At 67.5% G+C, this 12,816-nt stretch carries 11 protein-coding genes; 6 read left to right on the top strand and 5 right to left on the bottom strand.

Features of this window, described 5'->3' with window-relative positions; translation table 11 throughout:
* Positions 1-122: 122 nt before the first annotated feature.
* The 3 genes from F8566_RS43515 (at position 123) to F8566_RS43505 (ending at position 4,212) form a co-directional block, all read left to right on the top strand.
* Entirely contained in the window at positions 123-716 is a 594-nt protein-coding gene (locus F8566_RS43515; RefSeq protein ID WP_151569206.1) for an NADPH-dependent FMN reductase, read from the top strand.
* Between the two features lie 631 nt (positions 717-1,347).
* Positions 1,348-2,886 carry a DHA2 family efflux MFS transporter permease subunit gene (locus tag F8566_RS43510; protein ID WP_192810166.1) on the top strand — a complete coding sequence of 513 codons (1,539 nt, stop codon included), beginning with the start codon at positions 1,348-1,350 and terminating at the stop codon, positions 2,884-2,886.
* 438 nt (positions 2,887-3,324) lie between these two features.
* Complete coding sequence (locus F8566_RS43505; protein WP_151569204.1) at positions 3,325-4,212, top strand: hypothetical protein; 888 nt, start codon at positions 3,325-3,327, stop codon at positions 4,210-4,212.
* 3 nt (positions 4,213-4,215) lie between these two features.
* On the opposite strand, the gene F8566_RS43500 is transcribed toward F8566_RS43505, so the two are convergent.
* Positions 4,216-4,509, bottom strand: a complete 294-nt coding sequence (locus F8566_RS43500; RefSeq protein WP_151569202.1) for a putative quinol monooxygenase — start codon at positions 4,507-4,509, stop codon at positions 4,216-4,218.
* A gap of 72 nt (positions 4,510-4,581) precedes the next feature.
* Positions 4,582-4,851, bottom strand: a complete 270-nt coding sequence (locus F8566_RS50515; RefSeq protein WP_192810185.1) for a hypothetical protein — start codon at positions 4,849-4,851, stop codon at positions 4,582-4,584.
* On the opposite strand from F8566_RS50515, the gene F8566_RS50510 reads away from it, so the two are divergent.
* Positions 4,756-5,091: a GNAT family N-acetyltransferase gene (locus F8566_RS50510; RefSeq protein WP_192810165.1), complete on the top strand. Its 336-nt coding sequence runs from the start codon at positions 4,756-4,758 to the stop codon at positions 5,089-5,091. The two genes, F8566_RS50515 and F8566_RS50510, sit on opposite strands and share 96 nt — an antisense overlap.
* 202 nt (positions 5,092-5,293) lie before the next feature.
* Here the strand turns inward: F8566_RS50510 and F8566_RS43490 are convergent, their stop codons facing one another.
* On the bottom strand, positions 5,294-5,785 hold the full coding sequence (locus F8566_RS43490; RefSeq protein WP_192810164.1) for a DUF2000 domain-containing protein: 492 nt from the start codon (positions 5,783-5,785) through the stop codon (positions 5,294-5,296).
* Positions 5,786-5,874: 89 nt separating this feature from the next.
* Here F8566_RS43490 and F8566_RS43485 point away from each other — a divergent pair, with 89 nt between their 5' ends.
* Positions 5,875-6,351, top strand: coding sequence for an Lrp/AsnC family transcriptional regulator (locus tag F8566_RS43485; protein ID WP_151569198.1), 477 nt, complete (start codon positions 5,875-5,877; stop codon positions 6,349-6,351).
* A 199-nt stretch (positions 6,352-6,550) separates the two neighbouring features.
* On the opposite strand, the gene F8566_RS43480 is transcribed toward F8566_RS43485, so the two are convergent.
* Both F8566_RS43480 and F8566_RS43475 read right to left on the bottom strand, forming a co-directional pair.
* Positions 6,551-7,030, bottom strand: a complete 480-nt coding sequence (locus F8566_RS43480; RefSeq protein WP_225994058.1) for a MarR family winged helix-turn-helix transcriptional regulator — start codon at positions 7,028-7,030, stop codon at positions 6,551-6,553.
* Positions 7,031-7,186: 156 nt separating this feature from the next.
* Positions 7,187-11,092, bottom strand: a complete 3,906-nt coding sequence (locus F8566_RS43475) for a replicative DNA helicase (protein WP_151569196.1) — start codon at positions 11,090-11,092, stop codon at positions 7,187-7,189.
* A gap of 349 nt (positions 11,093-11,441) precedes the next feature.
* Between F8566_RS43475 and F8566_RS43470 the strand changes: the two genes are divergently transcribed.
* Complete coding sequence (locus tag F8566_RS43470) at positions 11,442-12,773, top strand: MATE family efflux transporter (RefSeq protein WP_151569194.1); 1,332 nt, start codon at positions 11,442-11,444, stop codon at positions 12,771-12,773.
* Positions 12,774-12,816 lie beyond the last annotated feature (43 nt).

The raw sequence follows: 12,816 nt of genomic DNA, 5'->3' as shown, positions 1-12,816 counted from the left end.
CAGGTAGGTCTTCAGTCATCGATGCCAGTCACGTGACAGATTCCTGGGCCCGGCCGGATCCGTAGCGTCTCCTTCATCAACGAAAACGCGGCGTGAGCTGCGAACGGATGAAGGAGAGAACGATGAGCCAGACCCCCCTGAAGCTCGCGATCATCGTCGGGAGCATCCGGGAAGGCCGGTTCGGCCCGACTGTGGCGAAGTGGTTCACCGGCCAGGCGGCACAGCGCGAGGACCTCACCGTCGATGTCGTCGACCTCGCGGAGACCCCGCTGCCGACCGTGTTCCCGGCGTTCGGGCAGCCGCCCGGCGAAGAGGTCGAGCGCCAACTCGCGGCCGTGTCGCCGCGGCTGGCGGCCGCCGACGCGTTCGTGATCGTCACTCCGGAGTACAACCACAGCTTCCCGGCGTCGCTGAAGAACGCGATCGACTGGCACAACAAGGAGTGGCACGCCAAGCCCGTGGGGTTCGTCTCGTACGGCGGCGTCTCCGGCGGCCTGCGCGCGGTCGAACAGCTGCGGGTCGTCCTGGCCGAGCTGCACGCGGTCACCATCCGCGACACCGTCAGCTTCCACAACTCCTGGGGTGACTTCGGGGTGGACGGGACGCATCGCGACGGTGAGGGCTGCGAAGCCGCCGCGAAGACGATGCTCGATCAGCTGACCTGGTGGGCCCATGCGCTTCGTGACGCGAAGGCCGCCCGCCCGTACGCCGCCTGACCCTTCCCCCGCCGTCGTCGCGACGGTTGCGCGAGTGACGCCGCCGCGCTTGCCCTCGGGACGAGGCGCGCACACTGTGCACGCCCCAGGAAGAGCAGCGCCCGGTGTGCTCGCCCTCACGACAAGGCGCCCGCCCCGTGCACGCCCCCAGGACGAGCCTCGCGCACCGCGCACGCCCCCCGGACCAGGCGCGCGCTCCCGTGCACGCCCCAGGACGAGCCGCGCCCGTGTGCTCGCCCTCGGGACGAGAGGCGCATCGTGCACGCCCCAGGACGAGCCGAGCCCCCGTGCACGCCTCCGGGACGAGAGGCGCGCCCCGTGCACGCCCCCGGACCAGGCGCGCGCTCGCGTCCACGCCCCAGGACGAGCCTCGCCCGTGTGCTCGCCCTCACGACGAGGCGCGCGCTCCCCTGCACGCCCCCAGGACGAATCGGGCCTCCCGTGCACGCCCCCAGGACGATCCGCGCCTCCGTGCTCGCCCCGGCACGAGACGCGCCCCATGCACGCCCCCGGGACGATCCGCGCCTCGCCCCCGGGACGAGACGCGCGCCCCGCGCTCGCCCCCGGACGAGGCGCCCGCTCCCGTGCTCACCCTCAGGACAATCTGCGCGCTCCACTTAAGGACCTTGAAATGACGACCATCGCTTCCGGCTCCCACCGTCCTTCGGACACCGAGCCACCCGGCGCAGACACAGGCCTCGTCCCCGTACCCGCGCCGCGCACCACCGCGATCGTGCTGATCCTGGTGCTCGGTGCGATCATGACCACGTTCGACATGACCGTGGTGAACGTGGCGATCAGCCGGCTGTCGCAGGACTTCGGCGCCCCGCTCGCCACCGTCCAATGGGTGGCCAGCGGCTACTCGCTCGCCCTCGGCGCGATGATCCCCGTCACTGCATGGGCGACCGGCAGATTCGGCGCGACACGGCTCTACCTGACGGCGATCGGGCTCTTCACGGCCGGATCGGTGCTCGCCGGCGCGGCCTGGAACATCGAGTCGCTGATCGTGTTCCGCGTGCTGCAAGGTCTGGGCGGCGGCATGATCATGCCGGTCGGGATGACCATCCTGCTGCGGGCCGCCGCACCCGACCGGCTGGGCCGGATGATGAGCACGCTGGGCCTCGCCGTCCTCGTCGGGCCGTTGACAGGACCGGTGGTGGGCGGCTGGCTGGTCGACGAGGTCTCCTGGCGCTGGATGTTCTTCATCAACCTGCCGATCGGGGCCATGGTGATCCTCCTGGCCGCACGGCTGTTCCCCCGCGACACCCCGCAGGCCCGCCGCCCGCTCGACGTTCCCGGCCTGCTGATGCTGTCACCGGGCCTGGCCGCCTTGATCTACGGCGTGACGACGGGCGGCGAACGCCATGACTTCGGCTCCGCCGGGGTCATCGTCCCCATCGTGGTGGGCAGCCTTATGATCGCCGGCTTCGTGGCCCGCGCCATGACCACCCGGAACCCGCTGATCGACCTGGCGCTCTTCCGCAACCGCTCGTTCGCATCGGCCACGGGCACGCTGGTGTTGTTCGCCGCGGGTTACTTCGGCTCGATGATCCTCCTGCCGCTCTACTACCAGGTCGTACGCGGCGAATCCGCGACCATGGCGGGCCTGCTGGGTATCACCGGAGCCCTCGCCTCCGGAACCGCGATGCAGATCGGCGGCAGGCTGGTCGACAAGTTCGCGCCCGGGAAGATCGTGCTGACCGGCATCACGCTCGCCGCCGCCGGGTTCGCCCTCTTCACCGGCGCGCTCGCCGCCGACACCCCGTACTGGGTGCTCATGGTCGCGCTGGCGGTGATCGGCGCCGGTGGCGGAACGACGATGATGCCGACGATGACCGCGGCCACCCGCGGGCTGTCCCACGACGAGGCACCCGCCGCCAGCACCACGGTCAACCTCATCAACACCATGTCGGCCGCCGTCGGCACCGCCGTGGTCTCGGTCCTTCTGACGAACGCGATGGCCGAACGCGTCTCCGGCCCCGCCGCCCCGGCCGGTGACCTCGGCACGCCCATCTCCGCCGAGACCCGTGCATCGGTGGCTCCTGCTCTGGCGGACGCGTTCCAATACACCTACGGCTGGGCGCTCGCCCTGATCGTCCTGTCCCTGATCCCGGCCCTCTTCCTGCCCCGTCACCGTCCCGCCGAGCAGGCCAACGACCCCGCCGGCTGAAGGCCCCGAGGCGAAGCCCCGGAGGCCCCACCTCCGGGGCTCTGCCGCTGGGCGGCGGGCCACCAGCTGCGCAGGTTCTGCCGCCCCGTGCCGGTCGCCCGGGATGGGAGCGGCGTGCTGTATGCGTCCCGGCGAAGACTCCCGGCGCGTTCGGCCGTATCGCGACGAGTGCACATGGTGTTCGTCCGGCCGGCGGCCTCCAGCTGACATCCGCCGACTCCAGACGCCATCCGCCCTCGCGAGGTGCGGCCAGGTGACGACGCGCTCCTAGTTGCCCAGGGCCGGGAGACCCCGGTCCAGCGCTCCGCCGCGGGGGCCGCCTGCACGCGATCTCCTCGGGTGTTTCACGTCAAACACGAGTGAGATGATCAGGTAAATCTCCGGGGCGAGGTCCGAAACCTACAAGACCGCCGCTCCGTCGAGGAACACGATGGGGACATGACCATCAACATCTCCGCGGCCACCGACTTCATGGCAGGCCACTCCCGCATCCTGGACCGGCGGCGCTTCCAACTGCTGCTGGGTGAGACCGACACCGCCGGCGTGCTCGCCGCCGTGGACGGCTACCGAAACCCTGATGGCGGCTATGGCTGGGGGCTCGAACCCGACCTTCGTTCACCCGAGAGCCAGCCCGGCGCCGCGCTGCACGCCTTCGAGGTGTTCCAAGAGATCGCACCGGCCACCGCGCCGCAGGCCGTGGCCCTGTGCGACTGGCTGCAGTCCATTACGCTGCCCGACGGCGGCGTGCCGTTCGCACTGCCGCTCACCACCCCCGCCGCGACCGCGCCCTGGTGGCAGGGCGCCGACCGTACGGTGTCGTCCTTGCAGATCACCAGCGTGAGCGCGGCGGCCGCACATCGCGTCGCAGCCCACGACCCGGCCGTCGCCGCCCATCCGTGGCTCGCCCGCGCGACCCGCTATTGCCTCGACCAGATCGCGGCCCTCGACAAGGCGCCGCACGCGTACATCCTCTCGTTCTCGATCCTGCTCCTCGACGCGGTGTACGACACCTACCCCGAGGCGGCCGAGCTTCTGACGCGCCTCGGCGAGTACATCCCCGCCGACGGCAAGCTCTACGTCGAAGGAGGAACCGAGGACGAGTACCTGCATCCGCTGGACTTCTCGCCGTACCCCGACAGCGCCTCGCGCGCACTCTTCACCCCCGAACAGATCTCCGCCGATCTGGACCGCCTGGCGGCGCTCCAGCAGGACGACGGCGGCTGGACCGTCGAATACGCCAAGATCTCTCCCGCCGGCTCCCTGGAATGGCGCGGTGCCATCACCGTCAGCGCCGTCGGCATCCTCCAGCGCAACGGCAGGATCTGACCGTCAGTCGAACGGCGGCCTGGTGTTGGCGATCTCGTGCTTGAGCACCTGGACCTCCGACATCGCGATGGAGACCGACGGCCGCGGCGCGACCGCACGCCACCGTTCCAGCACGTCCTCCGACTCCCAGTGCTCGAAGACGTTGACCCTCCCGGGCTCAAGAGGATCACCCGTGATCGCCAGATCAAGGCACCCGGCCTGCTTGCGCGACTGCTCCACGATGTCGCGGTGCCCCTCAACGAACCGGTCCCGCTCGGCCGGATCCACCAAGACCTTGCCCGCAATGATGATCTCCACAGTGACTCCTCTCGTCTCTGCCCAGCCGACGAACGGCAGATCCCCAGACGGACACGACTACCCGAAGGAAGCTCACTGGCCTGGAGCGATGACGGGCGTCATCATCCGGCGTGGAACGTCAGCCGACGTGGTCGCTGTCTCCGAGTCGTCTTCCTCGCCGACGCCGACCGGGTCGCTGTTTCGCCGCCGGTCGAGGAGCACGCCCGCACCCCCCACCGCCTCGGCGACCCGCGCACGTTCTTCTTCGTGGCGGAACGCCAAGGGGTCATCATCGGCTCGGCCGCCGGCATGAGCGGGCGCCGCGACGGAGGTCTCGGCGAAGCCATCCCAGGCCTCTGTCACGTCAGCATGGTCGCCATACTGCCCGAAATCTGGGGCCAAGGCATCGGCAGGCAGCTCCTCACCGCCTTGGTCGACGAAGCCCGCAACCGCGGCTACGAGCGCATCCAACTCTTCACCCAAGCCGACAACGCGCGAGGCCATGCGCTCTATGAACGACTCGGCTTCTCCCGCACCGGCCAAGTCGCCGTGTCCAGTGCCAACGAACCGATCGTCCACTACCTCCGCCCCCTCCACCCATAACCCCGCCGCTCCACCCGCGAGAAGCACTCACTACACCCGTACGAGGTGCCCTACCTGAGCAAGGCGCCCTACCCGGACAATGCGTTCCGGCGAGCGACGCTCCCCACCTGCGTGACGGCATCGTCGGCGTGCATGGCGGGCAGATCGGGAGCGTGCGTCTGGCAGCGGCAGTTGAGGTTCACGGCGGGGGGTGCGATCTGGGTCATCGGAGTAGGGGGAAGCGGCCGGTCAGGCGGTCGACGCGGGGACGGGGGCCCGCGATGCTCACCGCGTAGTAGGTGAGGTCATCGTCCTGAAGGCGGGCCAGGCCGGCGAGGTAGTCGTCGTATACGCGGCTGCGCTGGGCCACCGACGCCATGTCGGCGACCAGCAGGTCAGGTTCGGTGAGGGCGGTCGCACGAACGGTCTTGACAATGGCGGCGGTGGCCGCGAGAACGGTGCAGCCCGTCCAGGGGAGTCCCGCGTGGGGGCTGCCGGAGGCGTCGATGCCGCCGGTGCCGACCATGGCCGGTGCGGCCTTGCCCACGGCCGCGGACAAGCAGGCCACCGCGTTCAATTGCAGGCCGGCGGGCAGTTCGCGATCGAGCATGATGACCCACTTGATGACCTGCTCCTTGGTGGGCTTGTGGGACTCGTGAACGAGGGTGTCGATCCAGGTGGGGGCGAGCATCGTCGAGGACTGTTCCGAAGTCATGACAGAAGAATCACCGGTCTGCCGACCGATCCTCAATCCAGAGAGGTAGATTCCGAAGATAGTTCGGCAATGGGGCGTGGGGAGGCGCGATGGACGAACTTGATGCGGCCCTCGTCGAGGAGTTGCAGCGCGACGGACGGCAGACCAACCGGGAGCTCGCCGAACGACTCGGCATCGCTCCCTCGACCTGTCTGGAGCGGGTTCGGGCGTTGCGCAAGCGCGGCGTGATCACCGGGTTCCATGCCGAGGTGGACATGGCCCAGCTGGGCCGCCCCTTGCAGGCCCTTATCAGCGTGCGGTTGCACCCCAAGATCCGGGAGGCGGTCGAGGGCTTTCGCGAGTACGTCACCGAGCTTCCGGAGACGCTCGCGGTCTTCGTGGTGTCGGGCGGTGACGACTTCATCATCCAGGTGGCCGTACGCGACGCGGGGCATCTGCGCGACTTCGTGCTCGACCACGTCGCACGGCATCGCAACATCGCGGACGTGCGAACGTCCCTGGTCTATGACCACATCCGCAAGCCGACGTCCGGCACCGCTCCCACACGGTCCTCACGGCGCGGCTGAGTCACCGCCCCCGCACGCTCTTGGCGGCGCGGCTGAGTCACCGCCCCCGCGCGGTCTTCACGGCACGGCTGAGTCACAGCCTGATTGACGTGATGACGATGGAGGCGATCCTTAAGGCGCCAGCAGTGCTCGACGCGCTGAACCTCGGCAACGGGCAGAGCCTGCTGTCGCGTGGACAAGCACAGAAAGAGGCCCGCGACTATCCCTGAGTTGCGGGTGCTCGTTCGTCCAATTCCATGAAGACAGCCGGCACCTCGTTGTCGATCACCAATCGGCCGAGCAGCTCGGCGAGCTTGCCGCAGTCGGCATCGCTGAGCCCGGACGGAAGCAGCTCGATCCGTCGGCACGTCTCGGCGTAGAACTCCTCGGCGACCTTGCCGCCCTCTTCGGTCAGCGCCACCCGGGCCGCACGCCCGTCGCGCGGGTCAGGCTCGCGGCGTACGAGGCCGGTACGAGCCGTCCGGTCGACCAGGCCAGTGAGGCTCGACTTGGCCAGGCCCAGGATCCCGCCGAGCTCGCTCATGCCGTACGGCTGCGACATCAGCACGCACAGCAGCTGTCCCTGCTGCGGGGTCAGCCCGTACTCCCGGGCCGACTCGGTGTACACGGCATTTACCAGGAATGAGGAACGTACCAGTGCGGTGACGACGCTCATCGGCTCACCCGTGGCTTTACCCATTCACCCAGAATACGCCAGCCGACGGGGTAGTCCGCCCACCCAATCACCCCACACGCCATTAGCATCTAATTCGCAAGGAAAACTAATCGCCACTCGAAGTTCACTTCGGAGGCTCTGACGAAGATGCCGAAAAGCCCAGGCATGAGCCGCGGGCGGCTATTGAGCCATGTCGACGAAGCGGCTGTAGTGGCCCTGGAACGCCACGGTCACGGTCGCAGTCGGCCCATTCCGGTGCTTGGCCACGATGAGGTCCGCCTCACCAGCCCGAGGTGACTCCTTCTCGTACGCATCCTCCCGATGCAACAAGATCACCATGTCCGCATCCTGCTCGATTGAATTGTGGATGGATATCCCATTTGCTACGAAATTATGCAGGCCCATGACCGTGGCGTCGTAGACCTCTTGGTGGCCCAAACTCTCAATCGCAACGACCTCGTCCCAGAAGACGTCGTTGGTGGCCAGGAGTTCGAGCTCGGCGCTGTCCAGCACGCCGGCGATCCGCCCCAGACGCGCTCGGCTAGGCGCACGCTTCCCTAGTGCGCTGCCATAGAACTTGGTGCCCATCGCAGCGGAGAACTCGCGATGCGTTATCCCTCGCTCAGTGAGGATCTCCCGCACATCGCCCCACACCTCGCGTGGAACGGTGTCGACGTTGGTATTCGAGCGTACGTCGCGCAGCCTCTCCGCGGCCGCGGCAGCGATCACACCACGGGCGCCATGCACCCTTACGGCCTCGAAGAATGCCAGTTGATTTTCGGCGCCGTGGAGATGGAGCTGGTAGCCAGGCCGGTGGTCACCCTTGGTCACCGTCTTGATGCGTGACTGGATCCCGAATCGCAGCAATAGGCATGCTACGTCCTCCACGAGCCTGCGGCTGGTAGACGCGTAATAGACCCGGCACTGCCCGTTCTTCGTATCCCAATGGACGCATCCATCAGTCGCCCACAGGTGCCTCAGGAACAGCGCTACCTGCTCCTTCGGCAGCTGAAACACCGGAGCGGGGATAAACTTCTCATGAGAACGCAGGCCGAAGAGACCCAACTCGTCCAGCCATTCGGCTATCGGATTGCCACGCCCGTGCGTCAATCGGTTCGGGGCCGGCAAACGCAAAGTCGTGACGCGAGCGGCTTCATAGTCGTCGCGCACGGCAGTGACGCCAAAGTGCATGGCGGCATCGCTCACTGCAGAGAGACACGCCTCGTCCTTGCTGGCGTAACGGATCGGCTGCCGCTCGACGAACGAGCCGTCCCCGATCAGGTGAGCCAGCAAGATCACCCTGTCGGCCGGCCACTGGTTGATCGTCAGAGGTGGTGGAACGTGCCGTACCGCAGCGATCCGCGCCCCAGGATTGAGCTCGGCGAGCGGGGTCCAGCCCGTGTAGGTCAGAAACGGATGATTGGCCGTGGCCTCGATTTCCTTGCCGGACGCCAGCCGGAGCCGAAAAACCTCCTTGCGTCCCGTGGAGAAAACATGGGTCAAGGTTCTCGGCACGTACTTAAGTCGATCGTCGAGGGCCCATACCGGAACATCGCGAGCCCCGCTTTCGAGAAGCTCGCCGACCGAGACCTGCTCATTGGTATCCGCCCGCATGACCCTGGTCGCGGCCGTCACGCATCCCGATTCACGAAGGTCGGAGACCATGGGCTTCTTGTCTGTTCTCTGCTCCGGACCTCGGTTGAGCTGGGAGAGCGCGATGACGGGGACCTGCAACTCCTTGGCGAGGAGCTTCAGCGAACGGGAGAACTCCGAGACCTCGACCTGGCGGCTCTCGACCCGTTTGCCGGAGGTCATCAGCTGCAGGTAGTCGATGACGACCAGGCGCAGGTCATGCTGCTGTTTGAGGCGCCGGCACTTGGCGCGGATCTCCATCATCGACATGTTGGGAGAGTCGTCGATGAACAGCGGCGCCTCGGCGACCTCGCTCATGCGGCGTGCCAGCCGCGTCCAGTCCTCGTCCTGCATCGTGCCCGAACGCATGGCATGCAGCGCGACGCGGGCCTCGGCGGAGAGCAGGCGCATCGTGATCTCGTTGCGCCCCATCTCCAGGCTGAAGAACGCCGAGGTCAAACCGTGCTTGATCGAGGCCGCCCGGGCGAAGTCGAGCGCGAGCGTCGAGTTGTGGGTGGGGATGCACGAGCGGCCCGCGAGATACATGTGGTCGGCGTTGTCCACCTGAACGCAACGTACGGGCACGCTGGGCACAGGCCGCACGTCCACGATGTAGCGGACCTTGGCCTTGGGATGAACGGTCTTACGCTGCCGCGCCGCCTTGCGCGGCAGCCTGAAGACCGTTTCGGTCGGTGTGAAGTTGATCCGGTAAAACGTGGACGGCTTGGAAGACTGGAAACTGACCTGCTTGGTCGTCATCGTGGCTCTATAGCCAAGGCTCAGGATCAGTTCGTGAGCCCCTTCGGCCAGCCGCTTATTGACGAAGCCGAGCTGCACCTGCCCGATCTCCGAGACATACCCGTCCGTGTCGAGCATCCCTGCCAGCAGAGCACGGCGCTGCTCTTCGGACGCACGCAGGTAGACCGCTGGGATGTGCTTGTTATTCCACAACCCCAATGACTTGATCTTGGAGGTGAATTGCAGCAATCCAAAACTTCCCGCCTTGGAACGCCGCGTCACCTCCTGGCCGGCAGCCCGAATCTCATCCAAGATCTCTTCATCGAAGCAGGTGATATGGCCCCATGCGCTGGTTCCATCACCGAGCCAGGCACCCAGGACGTAGGGATCGATCGGCAGATCGGCTTCGGGAAGCTGGAATGGTGCGGCAACCTCAACGGCGTGGTTGGGGCGGTTGTCGCCATCGCAGCGAAGAGTTCTGTAGATCTCTTCGGTGGTCTTGATAGGGCTGTGCTGCGCGGTGGTCGCGGCGTTCTTCGGGCGGACGGCGCGACGGAGCAGGCCTCGATAGAGGCTCGTGCTCGCGTAACGCACCTGGCGCTTGGAGATGCTGGTGTCGGCCTCGCCGCGGTGCCCCAATTCTCGGGTGACGGCGTAGAGCGCGCACTTGAACTCTGCACCAACAGCCGCGACCGCCTCGGCATGTGAGATGAGCCGAACGGGCTCTTCATTGGCGTCCGCGGTCGCCCAGCGAGCTCTGTTGATCATCTCATCGGGCCAGTAGTAGGTCCGCTTGTTCTCGGTCTGCTGGCGTCGGCTGGCTCGAGTTGTGGTCCGCCACTGGTGCTCGGCGTCGGCGACGATGACTTCGCCGTCCGAGAACTCGACCTCGTAGCAGGGACGGTCGTACATAACTTCGGTGGCGGCAACGATTCGCGTGGGCTTGCCATCGGCTCCAAGCAGGTAGTCGCCGACCTGTACTTCACCCATCGTTGTCCAACCCGTAGGAGTTGGGAGGGGTGTGCCCAATTGGACCGCTTTGCCCATCGCAGGCCTCGCGGCGACCACTACCATCTGACCTGCGTGAAGGCCGTTGGTGAGGGCGTCCAGATCGCTGAAGCCGGTGGGGACGCCGGTCATCTGGCCGCCGCGGCTGCCGATGGCCTCGATCTCGTCGAGGGCGCCGGGCATGATCTCGCTGAGAGGGACGTAGTCCTCGCCGGCGCGCTTTTCGGCGATGGCGAAGACCTCGGCCTGGGCGCGGTCGAGGACGTCGTCGGCATCGGCCCCGTCGGCGGCGTAGCCCATCTGGACGATGCGGGTGCCGGTCTCGACGAGCTTGCGGAGCACGGAGCGTTCGTGAACGATCTTGGCGTAGTAGCCGGCGTTGGCGGCGGTGGGGACCGAGGAGATCAGCGTGTGCAGGTAGGGGGCTCCACCGACCCGGCCGATCTCGCCGCGCTTGGTGAGCTCGCCGACGATCGTGACGGCGTCGGCGGGGTCGCCGCGGCCATAGAGATCGAGGATGGCGTCGTAGATGATCTGGTGGGCCGGCCGGTAGAAGTCCTGGGTGCGGAGCACCTCGACGACCTCGGCGATGGCGTCCGGGGAGAGCAGCATGCCGCCGAGCACGCCCTGTTCGGCGTTGATGTCGTGCGGGGGCGTGCGTTCGAACCCGGGGGTGGGCTCCGAGCCGCCTATCTCGGCCACGCTCACATTGGACCCCCTTGCTTCCCAGGTCTCAGCTGCCCCGCCAGCTCCGCTGCCGACCCTGCATCACACATCTATCGTCTGCGTCCGACATTCTCCTGAGTGACGCTCCGCGAGGGCAAAGTGATCTGTGGACGGGGTTGTGGAGTCGCTGTGCAGATGTGCCGGGTTCGTTGTGCACGACCTGGGGACAACTCTGGGGATTCTCTGGGGCGGCGTCTGGTACGCCCTAGGTGACCTGCTAAAACGTCGTCCACCGGGTGTGTGGGAAAGAAAGTCGCCGATATGGCGGCCTCAGATGCCGATGTAATAGACATATTTCCTATAAGCCTTACGTCTTGCTACCGTGGAGGCCATGGTCGGCTCACCCCCACGTCCACGCAAGAACGCACACGACCGCGAGATCCTGCGGTTGGCGGTGCCGGCGTTCGGCGCGCTCGTGGCCGAGCCGCTCTTCCTGCTGTCCGACACCGCGATCGTCGGTCATCTGGGGACGGCGCAGCTCGGTGGGCTCGGCGTGGCCGGTCAGGCGCTCAGCACACTGGTCTACCTGTGCGTCTTCCTCGCGTACGGCACCACCGCCGGGGTGGCCCGCCAGGTGGGAGCGGGCGATCTGCGCGCCGCCGTCCGGCAGGGCATCGACGGCATGTGGCTCGCGCTCGCCATCGGCGCCGTGCTCGTCGTGGCCGGGTGGCCGCTCGCCCCCTGGCTCGTCGACATGTTCGGCGCCTCACCCTCGGTGACCCCATACGCCGAGACCTATCTGAAGGTCAGCCTCCTCGGCATCCCGGGCATGCTCGTCGTGCTGGCCGGCACCGGTGTGCTGCGGGGCCTGCAGGACACCCGTACGCCGCTCGTCGTGTCGATCGGCGGCTTCGCGCTCAACCTGGTCCTGAACGTGATCTTCGTGCTGGGCTTCGGGTGGGGCATCGCCGGCTCAGCCTGGGGCACGGTGATCGCGCAGACCGGGAGTGCCGCCGTGTACGTGGCAGTGGTCCTGCGTGCGGCCCGGGAGCATGGCGCGCCCGTGCGGCCCGATGCGGCCGGACTGTGGACCTCCGCCACGGCGGGCCTCGGCCTGGTGGTGCGCACGGCCGCGCTCCGGCTCGTTCTCATCGTCGGAACGTCGATCGCAGCGCGGATGGGCGACCCCGAGATCGCCGCGTACCAGGTGGGGTTCCAGGTCTGGACGTTGCTCGCGTTCGCCTTGGACGCCATCGCGATCGCCGGCCAGGCGATCACCGGTCGGCATCTGGGCGCGGGCGACACGGCCGGGACGCGAGCCTCCACCCGGCGCATGATCCAGTGGGGTGTGGTGTGCGGGGTCGTGTTCGGGTTGGCGATCATGGCGGTCCGGCCGTGGCTGCCGGCGCTCTTCACCTCGGACGAGCACGTACGGGACCTGATCTTCACGTCCTTGCTGATCGTCGCGCTGTTGCAGCCGATCGCGGGGGTGGTCTTCGTCCTGGACGGCATTCTGATCGGCGCCGGCGACGGGCGCTACCTGGCGGGCACCACACTGATCGCGACGGTGGTCTTCCTCCCCGCGGCCTGGCTGGCGTACGGGGCGGACGCCGGGCTCATGGGACTCTGGCTGGCGATCGGCGTGTGGATGCTCACCCGCTTCGTGACGCTGAGCCTGCGCGCGCGTGGGGACGCCTGGATGGTCACCGGTGCCACACGGTGACGATGTGATTCGTGTGACGGAATCAGCGGAGTCCGCCCCTGGC

Source organism: Actinomadura rudentiformis, from assembly GCF_008923185.1.
In the GTDB taxonomy this organism is placed as follows: domain Bacteria; phylum Actinomycetota; class Actinomycetes; order Streptosporangiales; family Streptosporangiaceae; genus Spirillospora; species Spirillospora rudentiformis.
Note: the sequence above shows the minus strand (reverse complement) of the source record. Positions and strands in the feature narration are given on the sequence as shown.